The following is a 26,128-nucleotide window of genomic DNA, read 5'->3' as shown; positions in this document are numbered from 1 at the left end:
GGGAGCGGGGGAGGGGGCGACGCGGGTCACGTCGGAGGGTGACTGGCGGTAAGGGGCCGGCCCGGGTTGTCCACAGGGTTCCCCGGGACACGAATCCGGCCAGTAATGTGCGCGTCCATGAAGCAGAGGCATCTCGGCCGGACCGGCCTGCGCGTGTCCCGCATCGGGCTCGGCACCCTCACCTGGGGCCGGGACACCGAGGAGCACGAGGCCGCCGACCTGTTGCGGACGTTCTGGGAGGCCGGCGGCACCCTCGTCGACACCGCCGACATATACGGCGGCGGCGAGGCCGAGTACCTGCTGGGCAGGCTGATCGCCGACCTGGTGCCGCGGGAGGACCTGGTCATCTCCACCAAGGCGGGCAGCGTGCCCGACCCCGAGCGCCGCGTCGACGGCTCGCGCGGCCACCTGCTGGCCGCCCTCGACGCCTCGCTCGCCCGCCTCGGTACCGACCACGTCGACCTGTGGCAGGTGCACGCGTACGACGACCGCACCCCGCTCGAGGAGACGCTGCAGGCCCTCGACATCGCCGTGACCAGCGGCCGCGCCCGCTACGTCGGGGTCTCCAACTTCTGCGGCTGGCAGCTCGCCCGGGCCGCCACCTGGCAGCTCGCCGTGCCGGGCGCGCGGACCGCGCTGGCCGGCACCCAGATGGAGTACTCGCTGCTCCAGCGCGGCGTCGAGCGGGAGGTGCTGCCCGCCGCGCGCGAGCTGGGCGTCGGCCTGCTGCCGTCCTCGCCGCTGGGGCGCGGCGTGCTCACCGGCAAGTACCGCACGGGCACCCCCTCCGACTCGCGCGGCGGCTCCGAGCACCTCGCCCCCTTCGTCGCCCCGTACCTCGACGACGCCGCCGCGCGCATCGTCGACGCGGTGGCCACCGCCGCCGACGGGCTGGCCGTCACGCCGCTCCAGGTGTCGCTGGCCTGGATCCGCGACCGGCCCGGGGTCACCGCCCCGGTCGTCGGGGCGCGCACCCCGCAGCAGCTGGAGGCGGCACTGTCGGTGGAGACGCTTACGCTTCCGGACGAGATCTGCAGGGCTCTCGACGACGTGTCGGCGCCCGAGCACCGCTATCCCGATCACGACTGGAGCACGCTGTGACGACGGACCCCGAGACCACGGAGCAACCCGAGCCGGGGCCGCGGGACGAGGGCGCCGACCGGACCGCTGCCGACCGCCGGCCCGCCGGGCCCGCCGACGGGACCGCGGAGCGGACCACCGCCGAGGGCGCGGAGGAGGCTTCCGCGGCAGCCGCCGAGGGACCTGCCGAGAAGGCCGCGGAGGACGCCGGAGACGGTCCTGGGACCGACGGCGACGGGCCCACGGCCGCCGGCGACGGTCCTGGGGCCGGGGAGACCGACGGCGAGGAGCCCGTGGCCGCGGAGGCCGACGGGAAGTCCGCGGCGGAGATGTCCGAGGCGGAGGCGGAGCTGCTGGCGCAGAAGACGGAGCGCGAGCGGATCGAGCGCCGCAAGGCGGCCAAGCAGGGCCCGGTGGAGGCCGGCGGGAAGCTGTCCGGCACCGCCGCCGAACTGCTCGCCGCGGTGCGCGCCGTCGAGAAGGGCGAGAAGCCCGCCGGCAGCGTGTTCAGCGAGCCGCCCGCGCCGCGCCGGCCCGCCGTGCCGGAGCCCGAGCGGCCCCGCCCCACCCCGCCGCCCGCCGCTGCCCCCGCCGGGCCCGATCCGGCCGCCGTGGAGGCCGTCCGTGCCGTCCTGGCGGCCGGCGGAGCCCCTGAGGCCCTCGCGCCGTCCGCCGCCGCCGTGCTCGGCGAGGGCGCCGACGTGCTGCTGCGTGAGGACCCCTGGCAGCTGCTGCGGGTCGAGGGCGTCCGGCCGGAGCACGCGGACGCCTTTGCCCGCGCCCTGCTGGGCCCCGAGGTCCGCCCCGACGACGAGCGCCGCGGCCGCGCGCTCACCGTGCGGGCGCTGGAGCGGGCGGCGCTGTCCGGGCACACCGCGCTGGAGGCGCCCGCCCTGGCCGCCGCCCTCGGCGCCCAAGGCGTGCCCGACCCGGACGCCGCCGTGCAGAGCGCCGTGGCCGAGGGCGACGTGCTGGTGTTCCAGGACGCGCTGGACGACGTCCCCGCCGCGGCCCCCGCCCCCGCTCCGGCCGCATCCGCGGAGGAGGGCGACGAGGCCGAGGAGGAGCGCCCCGTGCGGGTGCTCGTCGGACTCGAGCGCTACGCCATGGCCGAGGAGAGCCTCGCCGACGGCCTGGCCCGCCTCGTCAACACCACGCCCACGGGGTCGGCGGAGGACTGGGAGGCGGCCGCCGCGCGGCTGCGCGGCTCCGCGGCGGACCTGGTCCGCGCCGTCGCCGGCCACGCGCTGGTACTGCACACCGGCGGCGAGGCGGCCCGCGCCGAACCCGCCGCCCTGCTCGCCGCCGCGGCCTCCCTGGGGCTGCGGGTGTGCGCCGTCACCCACACCGCGGACGGCCGCCGCCGGCTGCGCGCCGCGCTGGCCGGGAGCCCCGTGGACGAGCGGGCCGTCGTCACCACCGCCGGGCTGCTCTCCGGGGTCCAGGGCCCGGCCCGGGACGCCGACGGGGCGCTCGGCCTCGACCTGCTGGTGGTGCTCGACGCGCCCCAGCTCGGCGTGGAGAGCGCCGCCGTCCTGGTGGAGTCGCTGCCGGACGGCGCCCGGCTGGTGCTCGGCGGCGACCCGGCAGTGCTGTGGTCGGCCGGGCCCGGCCGGGTCTTCGCCGACCTGCTGGCCGCCAAGGTCTGCCCGCAGGTCGCCTCCCGGACGCCCGACCCCGGGCCGGTCGGGGAGTTGGTCTCCGCGATCGGGGTGGGCGAGCTGATCACGGTCGAGTCGCCCGGTCACGAGGTCGCCGTCGTGCCCGTCCGGGACCCCCGCGAGGCGGTGCACCGGACGGTGCAGCTGATCGCGGACTCGGTGCCCCGGGCGATCGGCGTGCCGCCCGAGCAGACCCAGGTCCTCACCCCCGGCCACGGCGGCGCGGTCGGCACCCGGGTGCTGAACGCCGCGCTCAAGGAGCGGTTCAACCCCGGCCCCGGCCGCTTCGGCGGCTTCGACCCCGGGGACCGGGTCGCCTGGTCGCCGGAGCCCGGGCGCACGGTCCTGGGCCGCGTCGCCAAGGGGGACGCCGAAGGACTCCACCTCGACCTGGCCGGCGCGACGGTCGTCGTGCCGCCGGACGCCGTCGAGCGCACCCTGCGCCACGGCTGGGCGGTGACGGCCCACCAGGCGGTCGGGCAGCGCTGGCCCGCCGTCGTCGCGGTGCTGCCCGGCGATGCCGGGGCCGCGCTCGACCGGGCGTGGGTGTACACCGCCTTCGGCCGGGCGGAGCGGCACCTGTCCGTCGTCCAGGGCGTCGGCCCGGCCCTCGCCGAAGCGGTCGCCTCCGGTGCGCCCCGGCCCCGCACCACCCGCCTCCCGGCCCTCCTGCGGGCCGCCCGCCAGGCCTGACGGAAGCGGAGACCCCGCGGGCGGCCCGGCCGGTCCGGGTCGCCCACGGGGTCCGTGACGTCCGTGGGGTCCTGCGGGGCGCAGGGGGCGACGTATGCGACACGCGCGACGCCCGAACCGCGTGGGCTTCGCGCGGGCCCCGCCTGGCTTCGCGCGGGCCCCGCGCCCCGGTCCGTCAGCCCAGGTCGTCGTCGGAGTCGTCGTCGAAGACCGCGGAGACGTCGAAGCGGCAGACGACCTGGGCCGGGTCCGCGGCCTCGAAGGGGGCGGCGAGCCACTCACCGGCCTCGGCGGGCTCCTCCTGAGCCGTCACCCAGAGCGTGGAGTCGCCCTCCTCCAGCCCGAACTCCCGGTGCCGCGAGGCGATCTCGTCCGGCTCGTACTCGCCGAAGAGCAGCCCCAGCGCACCGTGCGTCGTCCGGGAGAACGCGTCGTCGCCGAGGTCGTCCGCCGCGTCCTCGTCCGCCTCCTCGATCCGGCGCGCGGCGGCCAGCAGCCGCTGCGGCTCGGTGACGGTGTAGTCCCGCCGGATCAGCACGCCGACCGCCTGCGGCTCGGCCGGTCCCTCGTACGGAGGGAGGGACTCCTCGATCCCCGGGATCTCGAACGGCGTCACCTCGTCGTGCACCGTGTACAGCAGCTCGTCGTAGACCTCGGCCGCCGCGGCCAACTGGTTGAACGCCTCGTGGACGGCCGGGTCGTCCTCCCCCGACCGCCGTTCGACCGCCGCAAGGTGACGGTCGAGCGCGACCTTGACCGCCTCGACGGCGGCACGGACCTCGGCAGCGGTGGGCTGCGCAGCATCAGACATGGTGCAGACGCTATCCGTACCGGGCGGGTGCCCGCACAATGGATGCGATGGCCGAATACGAATTTGTCGACGTGTACGTACCGCGCGGGGTCTCCCGCAAGGACACGGCACGCCTGCTGACGGACCACGCGGAGTACGGGCACTGGGAGTTGTACCGCCTCAGCCTGATGCGGGACGGCAGCCGCAGGGTGCGGCTCCGCAGACGGATCATCCGACAGGTACGCGCGACATGGTGAACGGGTGAAGCGGGCTCCGCCTCGGCGGAGCCCGCTTCACCCGTCTTCGGACGTCTCCGGCGGGGAGACTTATCTCACGCCGCGGAGCGAGCCCGGCGGAAGAGCATCACGCCGGCCAGCAGCGCGCCCGCGCCGATCGGCAGCACCGATCCGGCCGGGACGCCCGCGCCGGTCTCGGCGAGCTGCGGCGGGGTGCCGCCGTGCGGGGCGGGTCCGTCGGGGGTGTCCGGAGTCCCGGGGGTGCCGGGCGTGTCGGGCCTGTCCGGGGTCTCCGGCTTCCCGGGCTTGCCCGGCGTGTCGGGGGTGTCCGGCTTTCCGGGCCTGCCCGGCTCGTCGGGACGCTCCGGCGTGGCCGGGGGCTTGCGGTGACGGCCGGTGCCCTCGTTGACGCAGTCGTTGCCCACGGCGGCGTTGCCGAGGCCGACCACGTTCACGCTGTTGCCGCAGACGTTCACCGGAACGTCCACCGGCACCTGGACGGTGTTGCCCGACCCCACGCCGGGCGAGCCGCTGCTGCGGCCGTCGGCGTGCGCGCCGCCGTGACCGTCGTGACCGCCGCGGTGCTTGCCACCGCCGTGCTGGCCACCGCCCTGCTGGCCACCGTGCTTTCCGCCGCCGTGCTTCCCGGAGCCGTGGCTGCCGCCGCCGATCGCGCAGCCGTTGCCGGCCGCGGGGTTGAGCAGACCCACGACGTTCACGGTGTTGCCGCAGACGTCGACGCCGATGTTCACCGGCACCTGGACGGTGTTCCCCGACAGCACGCCGGGGGAGTTGGCCGTGGAGCCGCCGGCGTGGGCGTCGGCGTGAGCCTGACCTCCGGCCGCGGCGATGACACCGGTCGCCGCCGCCACGGTCATCAGGCCCTTACGGGTGACGTGTCGCATTCTGAGAACTTCCTGCCTTCGACCTTGTCTGGTACCTGAGAGGGGCGGCCGACGGGCCGGCCCCGGGGGAAACCCGGGGCCGGCCGTCTCGGCGCCGTGTGGAACGGAGCGAGTGTCAGCCGTTGACGCAGGCGTTGCCGAAGGCCGGGTTCAGCAGGCCGATGACGCTGATCGTGTTGCCGCAGACGTTCACCGGCACGTGAACGGGCACCTGGATGACGTTGCCGGAGACGACACCGGGGGAGCCGACGGCGGCGCCCTCGGCCCCCGCGTCGGCGGCGGCCATGCCCGCGCCGGCCAGCACAAGTCCACCGGTGGCAGCAGCGGCGGCGACGATCTTCTTGATCATGATTCCTCCTGGAAAGGCAAACGCGACCCAGTTGCGGTCGCATCACCTGTAACGAGGACGGGCTAATAGGGCTACGAGCCTATGAGCGCATTCACTCGTCCCGGGAGGCTGCTGGACGCCTGAGCGATTACCCGGTCAGCAGGCGTCGAGGAAGCGGTCCAGCACCCGCACCCCGAACTTCAGGCCGTCGACCGGCACGCGCTCGTCCACGCCGTGGAACATCCCGGCGAAGTCCAGCTCCGGGGGCAGCTTCAGCGGCGCGAAGCCGAAGCAGCGGATGCCCAGGTCGTCGAAGGACTTGGCGTCGGTGCCGCCGGAGAGCATGTACGGCACCGCCCGGGCGATGGGGTCCTCCGCCACCAGCGAGCTCTGCATGGCGTCGACCAGCCGGCCGTCGAAGTCCGTCTCCAGGGCCTTGTCCGCGTGCACGTCCTCCCGGCGTACCCGGGGACCCAGGAGGCGGTCCAGATCGGCGAGGAACTCCTCCTCGTAGCCCGGCAGGAAGCGGCCGTCGACGTGGGCGGTGGCCTGGCCGGGGATGACGTTCACCTTGTAGCCGGCGCCGAGCATGGTGGGCGCGGCCGAGTTGCGCAGGGTGGCGCCGACCATCTTGGCGATGCCGCCCAGCTTGGCCAGCGTCTCCTCCATGTTCTCGGGGTCCAGTTCGGTGCCCAGGGCGTCCGAGAGCTCGTCCAGGAAGGAGCGGACCGTCTTGGTCACCCGCACCGGCCAGGTGTGCCGGCCCAGCCGCCCGACCGCCTCGCACAGTTCGGTGACCGCGTTGTCGTGGTTGGTCATCGAGCCGTGGCCGGCCGTGCCGTCCACGGTCAGCCGCATCCAGTGCATGCCCTTCTGGGCCGTCTCGACGAGGTAGAGCCGCAGCTTCTCGTTGACCGTGAAGGAGAACCCGCCGACCTCGCCGATGGCCTCCGTGACGCCCTCGAAGAGGTCGCGGTGGTTGTCCACGAGGTGCCGGGCGCCGTAGGTGCCGCCGGCCTCCTCGTCGGCCAGGAACGCCAGCACGACGTCCCGCGGGGGCTTGCGGCCGGTGCGCAGCCGCTCGCGGACCACGGCCAGGGTCATGGCGTTCATGTCCTGCATGTCGACCGCGCCGCGTCCCCAGACGCAGCCGTCGGCGATCTCGCCGGCGAAGGGGTGGTGCGTCCAGTCGTCGGCGTTGGCGGGGACGACGTCGGTGTGGCCGTGGATGAGCAGCGCGGGCCGGGAGCGGTCCTCGCCCTCGATGCGCGCCACGGTGGAGGCCCGCCCGGGACGCGACTCGATGATCTTCGGGTCCAGGCCCACCTCGGCGAGCTTCTCGGCCACGTACTCGGCGGCCTTGCGCTCACCGGGCCCGGAACCGTCGCCGTAGTTGCTGGTGTCGATCCGGATCAGCTCCCGGCAGAGGTCGACGACCTCGTCCTCCCCGGTGACCTTCTCGCTCACGCGCTACCTCCCGCTGTCGTCCGGATGTGGTCCTGCTGTGGTGCTGTCACATCCTCCCCCTCATGGCCCGCACGGACGAGAGGGGGCGTGATCGGGCACCCCGGAAAGCCTGGTAATGTTTCTCCTGTCGCCGCGAGGGGAACAGAGAAATCCCTCAGCAGCGACAGACACCTTGTCCGGGTGGCGGAATGGCAGACGCGCTAGCTTGAGGTGCTAGTGCCCTTTATCGGGCGTGGGGGTTCAAGTCCCCCCTCGGACACCACACGAAGGGCCGCGGTCGACGACCGCGGCCCTTCGGCGTTGCCGCTCCCGTCACGGACGGTCAGAGCCAGTCGCGGTTCTTGAAGAGCCGGAACAGGAAGTACTCCAGGACCGCCATCACCGCGATCACCGTGGGGTACGACCAGGTCCAGGTCAGCTCCGGCATGTGCTCGAAGTTCATCCCGTAGATGCCGGCGATCATCGTCGGCACCGCCGCCATGGCCGCCCAGGCGGAGATCTTCCGCATGTCGTCGTTCTGCCGGACGCTCATCTGCGCCAGGTGCGCCGAGAGGATGTCGGAGATCAGGCGGTCCAGCCCCTCCACCGACTCGTTGACCCGCATCAGGTGGTCGCCGACGTCACGGAAGAACGGCCGGGCCTCGTCGTCGACGAACGGCACCCTGCTGCCGCCGCGGCCGTTCTCCGCGAGCCGCAGCATGGGAGCGGTCAGCGGGCCGGTGGCCCGGCGGAACTCCAGGACCTGCCGCTTGAAGGTGTAGATCCGCTCCGCGGTGTTCCGGGTGCCGCCCGCGGACGGCGAGAAGACCTCCGCCTCGACCTCCTCCAGGTCGGTGTGCAGCTCGCGCCCCACCTCCAGGTAGTGGTCGACCACGGTGTCGGCGATGGCGTACAGCACCGCCGTCGGACCGCGCTCCAGGGTCTCCGGCTCCCGCTCCAGCCGGTCGCGCACCGCGTGCAGCGGCGTGTCGCCGTGCCGGACGGTGACCACGAAGGCGTCGCCCAGGAAGATCATGATCTCGCCGGTGGAGACCTCGTCGCTGCGCGGTTCGTAGATCACCGGCTTGAGGACCACGAACAGCGAGTCGTCGTAGACCTCCAGCTTGGGCCTCTGGTGCGCCTTGAGGGCGTCCTCGACGGCCAGCGGATGGAGCCCGAACTCGCTGGCCACCAGGTCGAACTCCTCCGGCGTGGGCTGGTGGAGCCCGATCCAGACGAACGACGAGTCGCTTCGCGCGGCGCGCGCCTGTGCCAGGGCGTCGGAATAGTCCTCCTCGGCCGCGACCCTCTTCCCGTTCCGGTACACGGCGCAGTCGACGATCACCTGGTGCGTTCTCCCTCGTCCCGACGGACCCCACGGTGAGGTCCCCACAGTCCCTGGTACCCCTACCCTGGGCGACATGCCCACGCTCATCCTGGTCCGGCACGGACGTTCCACCGCCAACACCGCGGGACTGCTCGCCGGACGCATGCCCGGTGTGACGCTCGACGAACGCGGCGCCGCGCAGGCCGCCGCCCTCCCGGCCCGGCTGGAGGGGGTGCCGCTGGCCGAGGTCGTCACCAGCCCGCTGCGCCGTTGCCGGGAGACGGTCCAGCCGCTGCTGGCGGCCCGCCCGGGGCTGCCCGTCCACACCGAGGACGGCATCACCGAGTGCGACTACGGCGACTGGACCGGCCGCAAGCTGGACGAGCTGTCCGGCGAGCCGCTGATGGAGGTCGTGCAGGCCCACCCCACCGCCGCCGCCTTCCCCGGCGGGGAGTCGATGCGCACCATGCAGCACCGGGCCGCCGAGGCGGTCCGGGAGTGGAACCTGCGGATCGAGAAGGAGCACGGGCCCGACGCGGTCTACCTGATGTGCTCCCACGGCGACATCATCAAGTCGCTGGCCGCGGACGCCCTGGGGCTGCACCTCGACCAGTTCCAGCGCCTCCAGGTCGAGCCCTGCTCGGTCACCGTGGTGCGCTACACCCGCACCCGGCCCTTCCTGCTGCGCCTCGGCGACACCGGCGACCTCGCCTCGCTGATCCCGCGTCCGGACCGGGTTCCGGAGGGGGCCGGCGGCGACGCCACGGTCGGGGGCGGCGCCGGGGCACCGTGATCGTCCCCGCAGTAGGGTGAAGCGCGTCAGCCCGTACCCCGACGACGACTCCCAGGAGACAGGACGTGTCACGTCAGGTGTTCCTCTACGATCCGCCGGACCGCTTCGTGGCCGGCACGGTCGGGCTGCCCGGGCGCCGCACGTTCTACCTCCAGGCCAGCGCCGGGGCCCGGGTGACCAGCGTCGCGCTGGAGAAGACCCAGGTCGCCGCGCTCGCCGAACGGATGGACGAGCTGCTGGACGAGGTGGTGCGCCGCAGCGGCGGCAGCGCCTCCGTCCCCGCGGTCACCCCCGCCGACGTGCTGGACACCGAGCCCCTGCAGACGCCGGTGGACGAGGAGTTCCGGGTCGGCACCATGGCCCTGGCCTGGGACGGCTCCGACCAGCGCATGATCGTCGAGGCGCAGGCCCTGGTCGAGCTGGAGGCGGAGACCGACGAGGACCTGGCCGCAGCGGAGGAGCAGATGCTCCAGGACGAGGAGAACGGCCCACCCGTGCTGCGGGTGCGGCTCACCGGGGCGCAGGCGAGATCGTTCGCCAAGCGCGCCATGGAGGTCGTCGACGCGGGGCGCCCGCCGTGCCCCCTGTGCAGCCTGCCGCTCGACCCGGAGGGACACGTATGTCCGCGCCAGAACGGATACCGGCGCTGAGCCTGCCGCCCGCCGAACTGCTGGCCCGCGGCGAGCTCACCGTGCGCGGCCGGATCCCGGAGGCGTCCAACGCCGCGCTGTACTGCACCGTCGCGCTGGACGGGCAGGAGGCGGCGTGCGTCTACAAGCCGGTGGCGGGGGAGCGCCCGCTGTGGGACTTCCCCGACGGGAACCTCGCCCGCCGCGAGGTGGCCGCCTACGAGGTGTCCGAGGCCGCCGGCTGGGGGCTCGTCCCGCCCACCGTGCTGCGTGAGGGCCCCCACGGCGAGGGCATGTGCCAGCTGTGGATCGAGCAGCCGCGGGAGCCGGAGCCCGGCGCCGAACTGCTCGCCCTGGTCGACCCGGAGAACCCCGGACCCGGCTGGAAGGAGATCGGCCTCGCCGAGGTGGGGGAGGGGCGCACCGCCCTGCTGGTGCACGCCGACGACGCGCGGCTGCGGCGGCTCGCCGTACTGGACGCGGTGATCAACAACGCCGACCGCAAGGGCGGCCACCTGCTGACCGCGCCGGACGGGCGGCTGTACGGCATCGACCACGGGGTCACCTTCCACACCGAGGACAAGCTGCGGACCCTGCTGTGGGGCTGGGCCGGCGAGCCGCTCCCGCAGGAGGCGCTGGAGGCCCTGCGCCGTCTGACGGCCGCGCTGGCCGACGACGGCCCTCTCACCGCGCGCCTGACCCCCCTGATCACCGCGGCGGAGCTGGACGCCACCCGGGCGCGGATCACCGCCCTCCTGGAGAGCGGGACGCACCCGCTGCCGGGCGGCGAGTGGCCCGCCCTCCCGTGGCCCCCGATCTGACGACGCGGGCCGGCCGCCGCGCGACGGCCGGCATCGCGCGGCGGCCGGTTGTCGCGCGACGGACGCCGCCGCGCGGCGAGGGCGATCGCTGCACGGAAGGCGTGATCGCGCAAGAGTGCGTGTTCGGTCACGTGCGGGCCGTGTGGCGCGGACCGGTTCGTGGCCGGAACACCTGTCCGGTTAGGCTCATGACATGCATGCCTGGCCCGCTTCCGACGTCCCCGCCCTGCCCGGTCAGGGCCGCGACCTGAGGATCCACGACACCGCCACCGGCGGTCGCGTCACCCTCACCCCCGGCCCCGTCGCCCGCATCTACGTCTGCGGCATCACGCCCTACGACGCCACCCATATGGGTCACGCGGCGACCTACAACGCGTTCGACCTCGTCCAGCGCGTCTGGCTGGACACCAAGCGCCAGGTCCACTACGTCCAGAACGTCACCGACGTGGACGACCCCCTGCTCGAGCGCGCCCAGCGCGACGACGTCGACTGGGTGGCCCTCGCCGAGCGCGAGACGGCCCTGTTCCGCGAGGACATGACCGCCCTGCGGATGCTGCCGCCGAAGCACTACATCGGCGCCGTGGAGGCCATCCCCGGCATCGTCCCGCTGGTGGAGCGCCTGCTCACGGCCGGCGCGGCCTACGAGCTCGAGGGCGACGTCTACTTCTCCGTCGAGTCCGACCCGCACTTCGGCCAGGTGTCGAACCTGGACGCGGCCGCGATGCGGCTGCTGTCCGCCGAGCGCGGCGGCGACCCGGAGCGCCCCGGCAAGAAGAACCCCCTCGACCCGATGCTGTGGATGGCCGCCCGCGAGGGCGAGCCCAGCTGGGACGGCGGCAGCCTCGGCCGCGGCCGCCCGGGCTGGCACATCGAGTGCGTCGCCATCGCCCTGGACCACCTCGGCATGGGCTTCGACGTGCAGGGCGGCGGCTCCGACCTCGCCTTCCCGCACCACGAGATGGGCGCCTCGCACGCCCAGGTGCTGACCGGCGAATACCCCATGGCCAAGGCGTACGTCCACGCCGGCATGGTCGGCCTGGACGGCGAGAAGATGTCGAAGTCCAGGGGCAACCTGGTCTTCGTCTCCCGGCTGCGCCAGGACGGCGTCGACCCGGCCGCCATACGGCTGGCCCTGCTCGCCCACCACTACCGCAGCGACTGGGAGTGGACCGACCAGGTCCTGCGGGACGCCGTCGAGCGCCTGAACCGCTGGCGCGCCGCCGTCTCCCGGCCGGACGGCCCGCCCGCCGACGCGCTGGTCGAGGAGATCCGCGACGCCCTCGCCGACGACCTCGACGCCCCCGCCGCGCTGGTCGCGGTGGACCGCTGGGCCGCCGTCCAGCAGAGCACCGGCGGCCAGGACATCGGCGCCCCCGGCGTGGTCACCCGCGCGGTCGACGCCCTGCTCGGCGTCGCGCTGTAGGGACCGGCGGACACGAACGAGGGGAGGGCCCCACGCCGATCGGCGTGGGGCCCTCCCCTTCGTTCCGGCGGCCGCACGGCCGCGATCCGGTCAGTCCTCCGAGCCCGCGCCCGGACCGGGGCCCGGCCCCGCGCCGGGGCCCTGCGGCGGATCGTCGTCGTCCCCGGCCCGCGGCGGCTTCCCGGGGCGGGAGCGGCCGCCCGGGCTGTCCCGGCGGCGCAGGTAGCGCTCGAACTCGCGGGCGATCGCCTCGCCGGAGGCCTCCGGGAGGTCCGCGGTGTCCCGCGCCTCCTCCAGGGTCTGCACGTACTCGGCGACCTCGCTGTCCTCGGCGGCCAGCTGGTCGACACCGACCTGCCAGGCGCGCGCGTCCTCCGGGAGCTCGCCCAGCGGGACGCGGATGTCGATCAGGTCCTCCAGCCGGTTCAGCAGCGCCAGCGTGGCCTTCGGGTTCGGCGGCTGCGACACGTAGTGGGGCACCGCCGCCCACAGGCTCACCGCCGGCACCCCGGCGTGCGTGCAGGCCTCCTGGAGCACGCCCACGATGCCGGTGGGGCCCTCGTACTTGGTCTCCTCCAGGTCCATCCGCCGCGCCAGGTCGGCGTCGGAGGTGGTCCCGCTGATGGGCACCGGCCGGGTGTGCGGGGTGTCGCCGAGCAGCGCGCCCAGGATCACCACCAGCTCCACGCCCAGCTCGTGGGCGAAACCGAGCAGCTCGTTGCAGAAGGTGCGCCAGCGCATCGACGGCTCGATACCGCGGACCAGCACCAGGTCGCGCGGCTTGTCCCCGCCCACGCGCACCACCGAGAGCCGGGTCGTCGGCCAGGTGATCTTGCGGACCCCGTTGTCCAGCCACACGGTGGGCCGGTTGACCTGGAAGTCGTAGTAGTCCTCGGCGTCCAGCGCCGCGAACACCTCGCCCTTCCACTCCTTCTCGAGATGCGCGACCGCGGCGGAGGCGGCGTCACCGGCATCGTTCCAGCCTTCGAACGCGGCCACCATGACCGGGTCGATCAGCTCGGGAACCCCCTCGAGCTCGATCACCCAGCGCCTCCTTCCGACGAGTCCTCGCGTACGCCACAACCTTACGGCGTTCGGGGGCACTGCCCGCAGCCCCCTCGAACGGCCCGTGAGCGATCACTGCCCCGCCGGGAAGGGGTGCACACACGCCCCGGCGGCCCCGGGCGCGGACAGCTCTCCCGCGCGCCGGGGCCGCCGGGGCGTCAGCGGCTCACTCCTCGACCCAGTCCATCGTCCGCCGGACCGCCTTGTGCCAGTTGTGGTACTCGCTGTCGCGGACCGCCGGGTCCATGGTGGGCGTCCACTCCGCGTCCTGGCGCCAGTTGGCGCGCAGCTCGTCCACGCTCTTCCAGAAGCCGACCGCCAGGCCCGCCGCGTAGGCCGCGCCCAGACAGGTCGTCTCGGACACCTCGGGCCGCACCACCGGCACGTCCAGACAGTCCGCGAGGATCTGCATCAGCAGGTCGTTGGCGGTCATGCCGCCGTCCACCCGCAGCGTCGCCAGCTGGACCCCGGAGTCCTTGGCCATGGCGTCGGTGATCTCCCGGGTCTGCCAGGCCGTGGCCTCCAGCACCGCGCGCGCCAGGTGCGCCTTGGTGACGTACCGGGTGAGCCCGGCGATCACCCCGCGGGCGTCGGAACGCCAGTAGGGGGCGAACAGGCCGGAGAACGCCGGCACGAAGTACGCGCCGCCGTTGTCCTCCACCGAGGCGGCCAGCGGCTCGATCTCGGCCGCGCTGGAGATCATCCCCATCTGGTCGCGCATCCACTGCACCAGCGAACCGGTGACCGCGATCGACCCCTCCAGCGCGTAGACCGGCTTCTGCCCGCCGATCCGGTAGCCGACCGTCGTGATCAGGCCGCTGTAGGAGTTGATGATCTTCTCGCCGGTGTTCATCAGCAGGAAGGTGCCGGTGCCGTAGGTCGACTTGCCCTCGCCCTCGGCGAAGCAGGTCTGGCCGAACAGCGCGGCCTGCTGGTCGCCCAGCGCCGAGGCGACCGGGATGCCGCCCAGCAGGTCGCCCAGCCGTCCGCCCCGGATCTTCCCGTACTCCTCGGCGGAGGAGCGGATCTCCGGGAGCATCGCGGCGGGGACGCCGATCGACTCGCAGATCCGCTCGTCCCAGTCGAGGGTGCGCAGGTTCATCAGCAGGGTGCGGGAGGCGTTGGTGACGTCGGTGACGTGCCGGCCGCCGTCCACGCCGCCCGTCAGGTTCCAGATCACCCAGCTGTCCATCGTGCCGAAGAGGATGTCCCCGGCCTCCGCCCGCTCGCGCAGGCCGTCCACCTGATCCAGCAGCCAGCGCGCCTTGGGCCCGGCGAAGTAGGACGCCAGCGGCAGGCCGGTCTCCCGGCGGAAGCGGTCCTGGCCCACGTTGCGGCCCAGTTCGCGGCAGAGCGCGTCGGTGCGGGTGTCCTGCCAGACGATCGCGTTGTGCACCGGCCGGCCGGTGTGCCGGTCCCACAGCACGGTCGTCTCGCGCTGGTTGGTGATGCCGATGGCCACGATGTCGTCCCGGGTGACACCCGCGGCGGTGATCGCCCCGGCGACCACCTCCTCCAGGTTGGCCCAGATCTCCATGGCGTCGTGCTCGACCCAGCCCGGCTTCGGGAGGATCTGTTCGTGCTCCTTCTGGTCCACCGCGACGATCCGGCCGTCCCGGTCGAAGACGATGCAGCGGGTCGACGTGGTGCCCTGGTCGATGGCCGCGATGAACGGGCCTGCGCTGCGTCCTTCGGTCACTGGCTGCTGGTCGGTCACTGGTCACCCTTCGAGGTCTGCGGACGTGGTACGTGCGGGTCGACGCGTCTGCTCCACCGCGGCCTGCGCATGGTCTCTCAGGGGAACAGCCACCGGTAGAGACCCGCCGCGACCACCGCGCCGATCAGCGGACCGGCGACCGGCACCCAGGCGTACCCCCAGTCGGAGCCGCCCTTGTTCGGCAGGGGCAGGAGCGCGTGCGTCACCCGGGGGCCCAGGTCGCGGGCCGGGTTGATGGCGTAACCGGTCGGTCCGCCCAGCGACAGGCCGATCGCGACCACGAGCAGGGCGGTGACCAGACCGCCCAGCGGGCCCAGGCCGTCGCCGTCGGCGTTGAGGCCCTGGGTGAGCACGCCGAGCAGCAGCACCACCGTGCCGATGATCTCGGTGAGCAGGTTCTGCAGCGGTTTGCGGATCTCCGGGCCGGTGGAGAAGATGCCCAGCACCGGTCCGGCGGCCGGTTCCCGCGCCTCGACCGACTTGCCCTCGGCGGTGGGCGTCTTCTGCGCGCCGGGGCCGCCGACGATCTCGTGGTCGGTCAGATGGGCGTGGAACTGCCCGTAGTAGGCGACCCAGACGAGGGCCGCGCCGATCATCGCGCCGAGCATCTGCCCGGCCCAGTACAGCGGCAGGTCCGCCCAGGCGGTGCCCCCGTTCAGGGCCAGGGCCAGGGTGACCGCCGGATTGAGGTGGGCCCCGGACACGGGTCCCGTGGCGTAGACCGCGACCATCACGGCCAGGCCCCAGCCGAAGGCGATGGAGAGCCATCCGGCGTTGCGGGCCTTGGACGCCTTGAGTGTGACGGCGGCGCACACGCCGCCGCCGAGGAGGATGAGAAGAGCCGTCCCTACTGTCTCGCCGATGAAGATCTGGGAGCTCGTCATCCTTCGCATGGTAACGACGAGACCCGAGGGGCGATACCGGAGTGTGATGGCGTGATTACGCCAAGATCACACCCTCCGGCGGCCCCTCGCCCGTCCGCCGTACGGCCGTCCGGCGGCGTCCGCACAGTGGACCGGAGCGCCACTGTGCGGACACCCCGGCTAGGCTGATCTGGTGCGCACCCCGCGGAATCGGTCCGCGACCGCGCAAAGCCGACAGCCGTCGCATCCCAGGGAGCTCCTCCATGGCCTCGTCGCCGTCCCCGTCCACAGCAGACGCCCGTGCCCGCGTGTCCGCCCTCCGAGAGGCCCTGGCCACCCGCGTGGTGGTCGCCGACGGGGCGATGGGCACGATGCTCCAGGCGCAGGACCCGACCCTGGAGGACTTCCAGGACCTCGAGGGCTGCAACGAGATCCTGAACGTCACCCGCCCCGACATCGTCCGTTCGGTCCACGACGCCTACCTCGAGGTGGGCGTCGACTGCGTCGAGACCAACACCTTCGGCGCCAACCACTCGGCCGCCGCCGAGTACGAGATCGCCGACCGGATCCACGAGCTGTCCGAGGCGGGCGCCCGCATCGCCCGTGAGGCGGCCGACGACTTCACCGCGCGCACCGGCCGGCAGCGCTGGGTGCTGGGCTCCATGGGCCCCGGCACCAAGCTGCCCACCCTGGGCCACATCGGCTACGGCGTCGTCCGCGACGGCTTCCAGGCCAACGCCGAGGGCCTGCTCGGCGGCGGCGCCGACGCGCTGATCGTGGAGACCACCCAGGACCTGCTGCAGACCAAGGCCGCCGTCGTGGGCGCCCGCCGCGCCATGGAGGCCACCGGCGTCCAGGTGCCGCTGATGGTGTCGATGGCGTTCGAGACCACCGGCACCATGCTGCTCGGCTCCGAGATCGGCGCCGCGCTCACCGCGTTGGAGCCGCTCGGCATCGACATGATCGGCCTGAACTGCTCGACCGGCCCCGCCGAGATGACCGAGCACCTGCGCTACCTGGCCCGCCACTCCCGCATCCCGCTGCTGTGCATGCCCAACGCCGGCCTGCCCGTCCTCACCAAGGACGGCGCGCACTTCCCGCTGGACGCCGAGGGCCTGGCCGACGCCCAGCAGGACTTCGTCCGCGACTACGGCCTCTCCCTGGTCGGCGGCTGCTGCGGCACCACGCCGGAACACCTGCGGCAGCTGGTCGAGCGCGTCCAGGACGCCGCCCCGGTCGAGCGTGACCCGCGCCCCGAGGCAGGCGCCGCCTCGCTCTACCAGACGGTGCCGTTCCGTCAGGACACCTCGTACCTCGCCATCGGCGAGCGCACCAACGCCAACGGCTCCAAGAAGTTCCGCGAGGCCATGCTGGAGGGCCGCTGGGACGACTGCGTCGAGATGGCCCGTGAGCAGATCCGCGAGGGCGCGCACATGCTCGACCTGTGCGTGGACTACGTGGGCCGCGACGGCGTCGCCGACATGGCCGAGCTGGCGGGCCGGTTCGCGACCGCCTCCACCCTGCCGATCGTGCTGGACTCCACCGAGGTGGACGTGCTGCGGGCCGGTCTGGAGAAGCTCGGCGGCCGTGCCGTGCTGAACTCCGTCAACTACGAGGACGGGGCCGGACCCGAGTCGCGGTTCGCCAAAGTCACCGAGCTGGCCCGGGAGCACGGCGCCGCGCTGATCGCGCTGACCATCGACGAGGAGGGCCAGGCCCGCACCGTGGAGAAGAAGGTCGAGATCGCCGAGCGGCTGATCGACGACCTGACCGCCCACTACGGCATCCACGAGTCGGACATCCTGGTCGACTGCCTGACCTTCACCATCTGTACCGGCCAGGAGGAGTCCCGTAAGGACGGCGTCGCCACCATCGAGGCGATCCGCGAGCTCAAGCGCCGCCGCCCGGACGTGCAGACCACCCTCGGCCTGTCCAACATCTCCTTCGGCCTCAACCCGGCCGCCCGGATCCTGCTGAACTCCGTCTTCCTGGACGAGTGCGTCAAGGCGGGCCTGGACTCGGCGATCGTGCACGCCAGCAAGATCCTCCCGATCGCCCGGTTCAGCGAGGAGGAGGTCGCCACCGCCCTGGACCTGGTGTACGACCGCCGCAGCGAGGGCTACGACCCGCTGCAGAAGCTGATGCAGCTCTTCGAGGGCGCCACCGCCAAGTCGCTCAAGGCGGGCAGGGCCGAGGAACTGGCCGCGCTGCCGCTGGACGAGCGGCTCAAGCGGCGGATCATCGACGGCGAGAAGAACGGCCTGGAGGCCGACCTCGACGAGGCGCTGACCACCCGCAAGGCCCTCGACATCGTCAACGACACCCTGCTGGACGGCATGAAGGTGGTCGGCGAGCTGTTCGGCTCCGGCCAGATGCAGCTGCCGTTCGTCCTCCAGTCCGCCGAGGTCATGAAGACCGCTGTGGCGCACCTGGAGCCGCACATGGAGAAGACGGACGAGGCGGGCAAGGGCACCATCGTGCTGGCCACCGTCCGCGGCGACGTGCACGACATCGGCAAGAACCTGGTCGACATCATCCTCTCCAACAACGGCTACAACGTCGTCAACCTCGGCATCAAGCAGCCGGTCTCGGCGATCCTGGACGCGGCCGAGGAGCACAAGGCCGACGTCATCGGCATGTCCGGTCTGCTGGTGAAGTCCACGGTGATCATGAAGGAGAACCTGGAGGAGCTGAACCAGCGCGAGCTGGCCGCCCGCTTCCCGGTGATCCTCGGCGGTGCCGCCCTCACCCGCGCCTACGTCGAGCAGGACCTGCACGAGATCTACCAGGGCGAGGTCCGCTACGCCCGGGACGCCTTCGAGGGCCTGCGCCTGATGGACGCGCTGATCGGGATCAAGCGCGGCGTGCCCGGCGCCAAGCTCCCCGAGCTGCGCCAGCGCCGGGTGAAGGCGGCCCCCGCCCTCCAGGTGGAGGAGCGCCAGGACGAGGGACCGGTGCGCTCCGACGTGGCCACCGACAACCCCGTCCCGACCCCGCCCTTCCGGGGCACCCGCGTGGTCAAGGGCATCCAGCTCAAGGAGTACGCCTCCTGGCTCGACGAGGGCGCCCTGTTCAAGGGCCAGTGGGGCCTGAAGCAGGCCCGCACCGGCGACGGCCCCTCCTACGAGGAGCTCGTCGAGACCGAGGGCCGGCCGCGGCTGCGCGGCCTGCTGGACCGGCTCCAGACGGAGAACCTGCTGGAGGCCGCCGTCGTGTACGGCTACTTCCCCTGCGTCTCCAAGGGCGACGACCTGATCCTGCTGGACGAGGACGGCGGCGAGCGCACCCGCTTCACCTTCCCCCGCCAGCGCCGCGGCCGCCGGCTCTGCCTGGCGGACTTCTTCCGCCCCCAGGAGTCCGGCGAGACGGACGTGGTCGGCCTTCAGGTCGTCACCGTCGGCTCGCGGATCGGCGAGGAGACCGCCCGCCTGTTCGCCGCCGACTCCTACCGCGAGTACCTGGAGCTGCACGGTCTGTCCGTGCAGCTCGCCGAGGCGCTCGCCGAGTACTGGCACGCCCGGGTCCGCTCCGAGCTCGGCTACGCCGGTGAGGACCCGGACGAGATGAGCGGCATGTTCGAGCTGAAGTACCGCGGCGCCCGCTTCTCCCTCGGCTACGGGGCCTGCCCCGACCTGGAGGACCGGGCCAAGATCGCGGAGCTGCTGAAGCCGGAGCGCATCGGCGTCCACCTCTCCGAGGAGTTCCAGCTCCACCCGGAGCAGTCCACCGACGCCATCGTCATCCACCACCCCGAGGCGAAGTACTTCAACGCCCGCTGAGCCGCTCGCGCCGTCGCGCCGCCGTTTCCGGCGGGCGAACGGCGCGAACCGGTCGTACACTGGTCGATCCGCCGCAGGCCGGTCGCCTCTCCCCTCCCGGGGAGGGCGGCCGGCCTGTCGGCCCCCCCCCCCGCCCGCAGCAGGCTCTTTCGCGAGGAGGTCCCCACGGATGACCAGTACGGTCCCCGCCACCACGACCCGGACGGCCGAGGAGTCGGGCCTCCAGGCGGTACTGCTCGACATGGACGGCACCCTCGTCGACACGGAGGGTTTCTGGTGGGACGTGGAGAGAGAGGTCTTCGGAGCGCTGGGGCACCGGCTGGACGAGTCCTGGCGTGAGGTGGTGGTCGGCGGGCCGATGAGCCGCAGCGCCGGCTTCCTCATCCAGGCCACCGGCGCGACCATCGGGCTGGAGGAGCTGTCCGTGCTGCTCAACCAGGGCTTCGAGGCGCGCATCGAGGAGCACCTGCCGCTGATGCCCGGCGCGGCCCGCCTGCTCGCCGAACTGCACGCCCACGACGTCCCGACCGCACTGGTCTCCGCCTCCCACCGCCGCGTCATCGACCGTGTGCTCACCGCGCTGGGCGCCCACCACTTCCGCCTCACCGTGGCCGGCGACGAGGTGCCGCGCACCAAGCCGCACCCCGACCCGTACCTGCGGGCCGCGGCCGGACTGGCCGCCGATCCGGCCCGCTGCGCGGTCGTCGAGGACACCGCCACCGGGGTCGCCGCCGCGGAGGCGGCGGGCTGCCAGGTGGTCGCGGTGCCCTCCGTCGCCGCCATGCGCCCGGGACCGCGGCGCACCGTCGTGAAGTCGCTGGAAGAAGTCGACCTGGGATTCCTGCGCTCGCTGATCCGCCCCTGCTGAAGGACCGCTCCCACGGAATAGGCGCAGCCCGTCCACCAATTGTTCACCCTCCTTCGGCGGGGCAATGACGGGCGTCGCTTCCGCGGAATACCGGAAAGCGGTGACGCCTTCGCGGAAGGCCCTCTTTTCCGTCGTTCATTCCTGTGACCTTCGCCACGTCGAGGTGGTCGGGCACCTGCGGTGATCCGGACAGATGGGCTCGATATGCCTGCCCGCGCGGGGTGTTCGCGCCCGATTTGGGGAACTGCCGCACGAATCCTTCCCCGGGGCGCTTGCCGCAGCGTCCACGGCCGGTTCCGAAGCGTGACGGCAATTCGGAACCGGTCGCTTCGAAGGGCCCGGGCGGCGGCGGCTAATGTCGGCCGCGAGAAACATTCCCCCCTCCCGCGGCCCGACGCGCCACACCCCCGGCCGGCGGGACCCGCGGAAATAGACAGCCTGGAGACGTCCGAGCATGAACCGCAAGACTCTGGTGCTGCCGGCCGTGATCGGTCTGGTCGCTCCGCTGATGGCCGCCTGCGGCGGATCCGACAGCGGTTCGGACGGCGCGCCGGTCAGAGTCGGCACCACGGACCAGGTCGCCTCATCGGCGGACGCCCCCGCACCGCTCGACCCCGCCTACGCCTACGACGTCGGCTCCTGGAACGTCCTGCGCCAGTCGCTGCAGACCCTCCTGGTGCAGCCGAGGGGCGGCGGCGACCCGCAGCCCGAGGCCGCCGAGAACTGCCGCTTCACCGACACCGGCAACGAGCGCTACTCCTGCACCCTGCGCAAGGGCCTGCGGTTCGCCGACGGGGACACCGTCACCGCCGAGGACGTGAAGTACTCCGTCGAGCGGGTGCTGCGGATCGACTCGGACAGCGGCGTGGCCGGTCTGCTGAACGGCGTGGACGCCGTGGAGACCCGGGGCGACCGCGAGGTGGTCTTCCACCTGAAGGCCGCCGACGCCACCTTCCCGTACAAGCTCTCCACGCCGGTCGCCTCCATCGTCGACCCGGACGAGTACCCCGCCTCCGAGCTCCGCGAGGGCTTCGGCGTCAGCGGCTCCGGCCCGTACACCCTCGAGTCGACGGTCGAGGACGGCGCCCTGACGAAGGCGGTCTTCACCCGCAACCCGGACTACCGGGGCTCCCTCGAGGTGGCCAACGAGGAGGCGGAGCTGATCGCCTTCGCCGACGCCGAGGCGATGAACGCCGCGATGGCGGACGGCGAGATCGACGTCATGTCCCGCACCCTGACGCCCCAGCAGGTAACGAAGCTGGACGCCACGAAGGACGACGGCATCGAGCTCGTCGAGATGTCCGGGCTCGACATCCGCTACCTGGCCTTCGACACCGACGCCCCGGCCGTCCAGAACAAGGCGGTCCGCCAGGCGGTCGCCCAGGTCGTGGACCGCAGCGAGCTGGTCGCCCGGGTGTACGGAGCCCAGGCCGAGCCGCTCTACTCGCTGGTGCCGGCCACCCTCACCGGGCACTCCAACAGCTTCTTCAACAAGTACGGCGAGCCCAGCGCCGCCAAGGCCGCCAAGATCCTCGCCGAGGCCGGCATCAGCACCCCGGTGCCGATCGACCTCCACTACACGGTGGACCACTACGGCTCCGCCACGGCGAAGGAGTTCGAGGTGCTGGCCGAACAGCTCCGCGACAGCGGACTGTTCAAGGTCGGCGAGCCCAAGGGCGCGCAGTGGAAGGAGTTCCGCCCCGCGTCCATGAAGGGCCGGTACGAGGTCTGGGGCATGGGCTGGTTCCCCGACTTCCCGGACGCGGACAACTACCTCGCCCCGTTCCTCGAGAAGAAGAACTTCCTCGGTTCCCCCTACTCCAACCGCAAGGCCCAGCAGGTGCTGATCCCCCAGTCGCGCCGCGAGCGCGACCGGGCCGACGCCGTGCTGAGCCTGACCGAGATGCAGGAGATCGTCGCCGAGGACGTCCCGGTGCTGCCGCTGTGGCAGGGCAAGCAGTACATCGCCGCCCGCGACGGTGTCACCGGCACGGCCTACGCGCTCAACAGTTCCTCCAACCTCCAGTTGTGGGAACTGAGCCGAGGCGTCGGCTCCCAGTGATCCACCCTCCCGTCGGCCCCACGAGGACCGGCGGGAGTCGTCCCTCCGCACCGCGGACGGGCTCGGCCGAGCCCGGTTTCCGTTCCGAACGCACGACAAGGCACATCACGTGAAGAGACATCATCGGTGGCCGGTGAGGCCCGCGTCGGCCGCACTGGCGGCGGTCCTGCTCGCGGGCTGCGGTACGGGGGAGGAGTCGGCGCAGAGCACCGACTCCGAGGTCGTCGTCGGCATGACCGACGACGTGCTCGCCACCGACCCGGCCTCGGGCTACGACCCGGGTTCCTGGCTGTTGTTCAACAACGTCTTCCAGTCGCTCCTCTCCTTCCCTCGCGGCGCCATCGAGCCGGAGCCGGAGGCGGCGGAGGAGTGTCACTTCGCCGACCAGAAGGCGCAGGTCTTCCAGTGCACCCTGCGTGAGGGCCTGGAGTTCAGCAACGGCGACCCGTTCACGTCCGAGGACGTGAAGTTCACCTTCGACCGCATGCTGAAGATCGACGACCCGTCCGGCCCCGCCGTCATGTTCGCCTCGCTGGACGAGGTCGAGGCGCCGGAGGAGACGAAGGTGGTCTTCCGCCTGAAGTTCCCGGACGCGACCTTCCCCAGCAAGATCGCCTCGGGCGCCGGATCGATCGTCCCGCGGGGCGAGTACCCGGCCGACAAGCTGCGTGAGGACGGCAAGGCCGTCGGCTCGGGCCCCTACCGGCTCGACTCCTTCGACGACGACGAGGCCGTCTTCTCCCTCAACGAGGGGTACAAGGGCACCGCGCAGACGCGCAACGAGGGCGTCACCCTCAAGCTCTTCCACGGCGACCGCACGCACCTGAAGGACGCCCTGACCAAGGGCGAGGTGGACGTGGCCTACCGAGGCCTGTCCGCCGGCGACATCGCGGACATCGAGGAGAGCGCCGACCGCCACGAGGAGATATCGGTCCTCGAGGGATCCAGCGCCGAGGTCCAGCACCTGGTCTTCAACGTCAAGGACCCGGTCGTCGGCAACCCGGGCGTCCGCAAGGCCATCGCCTACCTGCTCGACCGCGAGGCCCTGATCGACCAGGTCTACGAGCAGACGGCCACGCCGCTCTACTCGATCGTCCCGGCGGGCATCAACGGCCACAACACCGCCTTCTTCGACACCTACGGCGGCAAGCCCTCCAAGGCCGCCGCCCGGCAGGCGCTGACCGAGGCGGGCGTCACCAGCAAGGTGAAGCTGACGCTGTGGTCCACCCCGGACCGCTACGGCCCGTCCACGGACCAGGAGTTCGAGGCGATCGCCAAGCAGCTCAACGACAGCGGGCTGTTCCAGGCCGACGTGAAGTCGGTGAAGTTCGACAGGTACGAGAAGGACATCGCCGACGGCAAGTACGGCGTGTACGTCAAGGGCTGGGTGCCGGACTACCCGGACCCGGAGAACTTCACCGCCCCGTTCTTCGGCGAGGGCAACGTCCTCAGCAACAACTACGAGAACAAGACCATCACCGAGGACCTGATCCCGTCGACCGGCGCCCAGCGGGAGCGGGCCTCCACCACCCGCGACTACGGGGAGCTCCAGGACATCGTCGCCGAGGAGCTTCCGCTCCTGCCGATCTGGCAGGCCAAGCAGTACGCGGTCGTCCGCGACGGCGTGTACGGCCTGGAGAAGTGCCTGGACGCCTCGACGGTCTTCCGGTTCTGGGAGATCAGCAAGGACGGCAGCTGACCGCACGCGGCACGCGGTAAGCGGCACGTGGTACGACGGCGCCCCCGCCACCCGGTCTCCCGGGCGGCGGGGGCGCCGTCGTCGTGCGTCGTCGTGCGGGCCCCGCGTGCGGTCCCGGCCGGTTCAGCGGCCGCCGGGACGCACCAGGCCGCTCTCGTACGCGTAGACCGCCGCCTGCACCCGGTCCCGCAGCCCCAGCTTGGTCAGCACGTGGCCGACGTGGGTCTTCACCGTGGTCTCGCCGACGAACAGGTCCGCGGCGATCTCCGCGTTGGACAGCCCGCGCGCCACCAGCTTCAGCACCTCCACCTCGCGCTCGGTCAGCGTGCGCAGCGCGTCCGGCACGGTCTCCTCGCCGGACGGCAGATGGGTGGCGTACTTGTCGAGCAGCCGCCGGGTGACGCTCGGCGCCAGCATCGCCTCGCCCGCTGCCACCACCCGGATCGCCTGCACCAGTTCGTGTGCCGGGGCGTCCTTCAGCAGGAAGCCGCCGGCGCCCGCGCGCAGCGCCTCCACCACGTACTCGTCCAGGTCGAAGGTGGTCAGCACCAGCACCCTGGCCGGCCCGTCCCGCTCCGGTCCGGTGATGCGGCGGGTCGCCTCCACGCCGTCCATCCGCGGCATCCGGATGTCCATCAGCACCACGTCCGGCTGCAGCGCCCGGACCTGCTCCACCGCCTGCCGGCCGTCACCGGCCTCGCCGACGACGGCGATGTCCTGTTCGGCCTCCAGGATCATCCGGAAGCCGGTGCGCAGCAGAGGCTGGTCGTCCACCAGCAGGACACGGATCGCCACCTGAGATCTCCCTCGTTCATCGCCCGGCGCGCGTCCCCCGGCGGCCGGCCCGGCTCATTCTGCCGTGCCCGGCCGGGGCGCGGGCAGGGTGACCGGCAGCGGGTACGGCGGGGGAGTGCCGCCGAACTCGGGGCAGTGCGCCTGGTGGTCGCACCAGTCGCACAGTTTCCCGCGGCGCGGCCGCCAGTCACCGGTCGCGGTCGCCTGCGCGATCGCCTCCCACAGCGCGAGCAGCTTGCGCTCCACCCGCCGCAGATCCTCGGGGGCCGGGTCGTACGTCACCACGTCGCCGCTGCCGAGGTAGACCAGCTGGAGCCGGCGCGGCAGCACCCGCTTCAGCCGCCACACCACCAGGGCGTAGAACTTCATCTGGAACAGGGCCTCCTCCGCGTACTGCGGGCGGGGGGCCTTGCCGGTCTTGTAGTCGACGATCCGCACCTCGCCGGTGGGCGCCACGTCGACCCGGTCGATGATGCCGCGCAGCCGCAGACCGGACTCCAGCTCCGTCTCCACCGTGAACTCGCGCTCCACCGGCTCCAGACGGGTCGGGTCCTCCAGCGTGAACCAGCGCTCCACCAGCCGCTCGGCCTCCTCCAGCCAGCGGGCGAGGCGGACGCCGTCGGGGTCGTCGGCGAACAGCTCGGCGACCTCGGGGCGGCTCTCGCGCAGCCGCTGCCACTGTCCGGGCAGCAGGTCACGGGCGCGGGGCGCGGTCCGCTCGGCGGCGGGCGCGTCGAAGAGGCGCTCCAGCACCGCGTGCACCAGCGTGCCGCGGGTGGCCGCCTCGCTGGGCTTCTCCGGCAGCCGGTCGATCACCCGGAAGCGGTAGAGCAGCGGGCACCGCATGAAGTCCGCGGCGCGCGAGGGGGACAGCGACCGCGGGGGCGCGGGGGCGCGGGGGCCGGCCGGGGCGTCCGGGGCGGCGCCCGGCGTGTTCCCCGGGGCGGCCCCCGCCGCGGCGTCCGGGGTGGCCGCCGGTGCGGCGTCCGGGGTGTCGTCCGGGGTCCCGGCGGGGTCGGCGGTGCTGGTCTCCATGGCCTCAGACCTTACGGCCCCGCGCGGACAGCGGGGGCACGGAACGGACATGGGCACGGTCACAGGGGGAAAGGCTCAGGGGGGTGCCAAGGCGTGCGAAGCGGGCTCCGCCG

21 protein-coding genes and 1 tRNA gene are annotated in these 26,128 nt (G+C 72.8%); 12 read left to right on the top strand and 10 right to left on the bottom strand.

Annotated features, from left to right (window positions below; translation table 11 throughout):
* Positions 1-117: 117 nt before the first annotated feature.
* Together ABT026_RS05940 and ABT026_RS05935 are read left to right on the top strand one after the other, a co-directional pair.
* Positions 118-1,101 carry an aldo/keto reductase gene (locus ABT026_RS05940; protein ID WP_351112594.1) on the top strand — a complete coding sequence of 328 codons (984 nt, stop codon included), beginning with the start codon at positions 118-120 and terminating at the stop codon, positions 1,099-1,101.
* Entirely contained in the window at positions 1,098-3,434 is a 2,337-nt protein-coding gene (locus tag ABT026_RS05935; protein ID WP_351112592.1) for a helix-hairpin-helix domain-containing protein, read from the top strand. Before ABT026_RS05940 ends, ABT026_RS05935 begins: the two co-directional genes overlap by 4 nt.
* Before the next feature lie 175 nt (positions 3,435-3,609).
* Here ABT026_RS05935 and ABT026_RS05930 read toward each other — a convergent pair whose 3' ends face one another.
* Positions 3,610-4,245: a hypothetical protein gene (locus tag ABT026_RS05930; protein WP_351112590.1), complete on the bottom strand. Its 636-nt coding sequence runs from the start codon at positions 4,243-4,245 to the stop codon at positions 3,610-3,612.
* Positions 4,246-4,292: 47 nt separating this feature from the next.
* Between ABT026_RS05930 and ABT026_RS05925 the strand changes: the two genes are divergently transcribed.
* Entirely contained in the window at positions 4,293-4,481 is a 189-nt protein-coding gene (locus ABT026_RS05925; RefSeq protein ID WP_108956220.1) for a DUF5703 family protein, read from the top strand.
* Positions 4,482-4,555: 74 nt separating this feature from the next.
* Here the strand turns inward: ABT026_RS05925 and ABT026_RS05920 are convergent, their stop codons facing one another.
* The 3 genes from ABT026_RS05920 to ABT026_RS05910 all read right to left on the bottom strand — a co-directional run bounded on the left by ABT026_RS05920 (position 4,556) and on the right by ABT026_RS05910 (position 7,160).
* Entirely contained in the window at positions 4,556-5,365 is an 810-nt protein-coding gene (locus ABT026_RS05920; RefSeq protein WP_351112588.1) for a chaplin, read from the bottom strand.
* Between the two features lie 115 nt (positions 5,366-5,480).
* Positions 5,481-5,714 (bottom strand): chaplin ChpH, encoded by a 234-nt coding sequence (gene chpH, locus ABT026_RS05915; protein WP_351112586.1) that lies wholly within the window; start codon positions 5,712-5,714, stop codon positions 5,481-5,483.
* A gap of 135 nt (positions 5,715-5,849) precedes the next feature.
* A complete protein-coding gene (locus ABT026_RS05910; RefSeq protein WP_351112584.1) occupies positions 5,850-7,160 on the bottom strand; it encodes a M20/M25/M40 family metallo-hydrolase in 1,311 nt (436 codons plus the stop codon).
* Positions 7,161-7,334: 174 nt separating this feature from the next.
* On the opposite strand from ABT026_RS05910, the gene ABT026_RS05905 reads away from it, so the two are divergent.
* A tRNA-Leu gene (locus tag ABT026_RS05905) sits at positions 7,335-7,422 on the top strand.
* Positions 7,423-7,482: 60 nt separating this feature from the next.
* Here the strand turns inward: ABT026_RS05905 and corA are convergent.
* Complete coding sequence (gene corA / locus ABT026_RS05900) at positions 7,483-8,484, bottom strand: magnesium/cobalt transporter CorA (protein ID WP_351112582.1); 1,002 nt, start codon at positions 8,482-8,484, stop codon at positions 7,483-7,485.
* 76 nt (positions 8,485-8,560) lie between these two features.
* On the opposite strand from corA, the gene ABT026_RS05895 reads away from it, so the two are divergent.
* The 4 genes from ABT026_RS05895 (at position 8,561) to mshC (ending at position 12,132) form a co-directional block, all read left to right on the top strand.
* Entirely contained in the window at positions 8,561-9,259 is a 699-nt protein-coding gene (locus tag ABT026_RS05895) for a histidine phosphatase family protein (RefSeq protein WP_351112580.1), read from the top strand.
* Positions 9,260-9,324: 65 nt separating this feature from the next.
* Complete coding sequence (locus ABT026_RS05890) at positions 9,325-9,909, top strand: DUF3090 domain-containing protein (RefSeq protein ID WP_351112578.1); 585 nt, start codon at positions 9,325-9,327, stop codon at positions 9,907-9,909.
* On the top strand, positions 9,879-10,709 hold the full coding sequence (locus ABT026_RS05885; RefSeq protein WP_351112576.1) for an SCO1664 family protein: 831 nt from the start codon (positions 9,879-9,881) through the stop codon (positions 10,707-10,709). The genes ABT026_RS05890 and ABT026_RS05885 overlap by 31 nt, the downstream gene beginning before the upstream one ends.
* Before the next feature lie 193 nt (positions 10,710-10,902).
* Complete coding sequence (gene mshC, locus ABT026_RS05880) at positions 10,903-12,132, top strand: cysteine--1-D-myo-inosityl 2-amino-2-deoxy-alpha-D-glucopyranoside ligase (RefSeq protein ID WP_351112574.1); 1,230 nt, start codon at positions 10,903-10,905, stop codon at positions 12,130-12,132.
* A 90-nt stretch (positions 12,133-12,222) separates the two neighbouring features.
* Here mshC and ABT026_RS05875 read toward each other — a convergent pair whose 3' ends face one another.
* The 3 genes from ABT026_RS05875 to ABT026_RS05865 form a co-directional block, all read right to left on the bottom strand.
* Positions 12,223-13,176: a PAC2 family protein gene (locus ABT026_RS05875; RefSeq protein ID WP_351112572.1), complete on the bottom strand. Its 954-nt coding sequence runs from the start codon at positions 13,174-13,176 to the stop codon at positions 12,223-12,225.
* A gap of 187 nt (positions 13,177-13,363) precedes the next feature.
* Complete coding sequence (glpK, locus tag ABT026_RS05870) at positions 13,364-14,896, bottom strand: glycerol kinase GlpK (RefSeq protein ID WP_351112777.1); 1,533 nt, start codon at positions 14,894-14,896, stop codon at positions 13,364-13,366.
* Between the two features lie 95 nt (positions 14,897-14,991).
* Complete coding sequence (locus tag ABT026_RS05865) at positions 14,992-15,798, bottom strand: MIP/aquaporin family protein (RefSeq protein WP_351112570.1); 807 nt, start codon at positions 15,796-15,798, stop codon at positions 14,992-14,994.
* A 242-nt stretch (positions 15,799-16,040) separates the two neighbouring features.
* Here ABT026_RS05865 and metH point away from each other — a divergent pair, with 242 nt between their 5' ends.
* From metH to ABT026_RS05845, 4 genes are all read left to right on the top strand, one after another.
* Positions 16,041-19,556, top strand: coding sequence for a methionine synthase (gene metH, locus ABT026_RS05860; RefSeq protein WP_351112568.1), 3,516 nt, complete (start codon positions 16,041-16,043; stop codon positions 19,554-19,556).
* 169 nt (positions 19,557-19,725) lie between these two features.
* Positions 19,726-20,424: an HAD family hydrolase gene (locus ABT026_RS05855; protein WP_351112566.1), complete on the top strand. Its 699-nt coding sequence runs from the start codon at positions 19,726-19,728 to the stop codon at positions 20,422-20,424.
* 454 nt (positions 20,425-20,878) lie between these two features.
* Complete coding sequence (locus ABT026_RS05850) at positions 20,879-22,486, top strand: ABC transporter substrate-binding protein (RefSeq protein WP_351112564.1); 1,608 nt, start codon at positions 20,879-20,881, stop codon at positions 22,484-22,486.
* 109 nt (positions 22,487-22,595) lie between these two features.
* On the top strand, positions 22,596-24,185 hold the full coding sequence (locus ABT026_RS05845; protein ID WP_351112562.1) for an ABC transporter substrate-binding protein: 1,590 nt from the start codon (positions 22,596-22,598) through the stop codon (positions 24,183-24,185).
* A 123-nt stretch (positions 24,186-24,308) separates the two neighbouring features.
* Here ABT026_RS05845 and ABT026_RS05840 read toward each other — a convergent pair whose 3' ends face one another.
* Together ABT026_RS05840 and ABT026_RS05835 are read right to left on the bottom strand one after the other, a co-directional pair.
* A complete protein-coding gene (locus ABT026_RS05840; protein WP_351112560.1) occupies positions 24,309-24,980 on the bottom strand; it encodes a response regulator in 672 nt (223 codons plus the stop codon).
* 54 nt (positions 24,981-25,034) lie between these two features.
* Entirely contained in the window at positions 25,035-26,015 is a 981-nt protein-coding gene (locus ABT026_RS05835) for a RecB family exonuclease (protein WP_351112558.1), read from the bottom strand.
* Between the last annotated feature and the right edge of the window lie 113 nt (positions 26,016-26,128).

It is taken from the genome of Streptomyces sp. NPDC002734 (assembly GCF_040295685.1).
Lineage (GTDB): Bacteria > Actinomycetota > Actinomycetes > Streptomycetales > Streptomycetaceae > Streptomyces.
Note: the sequence above shows the minus strand (reverse complement) of the source record. Positions and strands in the feature narration are given on the sequence as shown.

What these genes read in the sequence shown, in the direction of transcription:
- ABT026_RS05940 (WP_351112594.1), top strand. Translation starts at nt 118, where the DNA reads ATGAAGCAGAGGCATCTCGGCCGGACCGGCCTGCGCGTGTCCCGCATC.
- ABT026_RS05930 (WP_351112590.1), bottom strand. Translation starts at nt 4,245, where the DNA reads ATGTCTGATGCTGCGCAGCCCACCGCTGCCGAGGTCCGTGCCGCCGTC.
- ABT026_RS05925 (WP_108956220.1), top strand. Translation starts at nt 4,293, where the DNA reads ATGGCCGAATACGAATTTGTCGACGTGTACGTACCGCGCGGGGTCTCC.
- ABT026_RS05920 (WP_351112588.1), bottom strand. Translation starts at nt 5,365, where the DNA reads ATGCGACACGTCACCCGTAAGGGCCTGATGACCGTGGCGGCGGCGACC.
- chpH (WP_351112586.1), bottom strand. Translation starts at nt 5,714, where the DNA reads ATGATCAAGAAGATCGTCGCCGCCGCTGCTGCCACCGGTGGACTTGTG.
- ABT026_RS05895 (WP_351112580.1), top strand. Translation starts at nt 8,561, where the DNA reads ATGCCCACGCTCATCCTGGTCCGGCACGGACGTTCCACCGCCAACACC.
- ABT026_RS05885 (WP_351112576.1), top strand. Translation starts at nt 9,879, where the DNA reads ATGTCCGCGCCAGAACGGATACCGGCGCTGAGCCTGCCGCCCGCCGAA.
- mshC (WP_351112574.1), top strand. Translation starts at nt 10,903, where the DNA reads ATGCATGCCTGGCCCGCTTCCGACGTCCCCGCCCTGCCCGGTCAGGGC.
- ABT026_RS05865 (WP_351112570.1), bottom strand. Translation starts at nt 15,798, where the DNA reads ATGACGAGCTCCCAGATCTTCATCGGCGAGACAGTAGGGACGGCTCTT.
- metH (WP_351112568.1), top strand. Translation starts at nt 16,041, where the DNA reads ATGGCCTCGTCGCCGTCCCCGTCCACAGCAGACGCCCGTGCCCGCGTG.
- ABT026_RS05855 (WP_351112566.1), top strand. Translation starts at nt 19,726, where the DNA reads ATGACCAGTACGGTCCCCGCCACCACGACCCGGACGGCCGAGGAGTCG.
- ABT026_RS05850 (WP_351112564.1), top strand. Translation starts at nt 20,879, where the DNA reads ATGAACCGCAAGACTCTGGTGCTGCCGGCCGTGATCGGTCTGGTCGCT.
- ABT026_RS05835 (WP_351112558.1), bottom strand. Translation starts at nt 26,015, where the DNA reads ATGGAGACCAGCACCGCCGACCCCGCCGGGACCCCGGACGACACCCCG.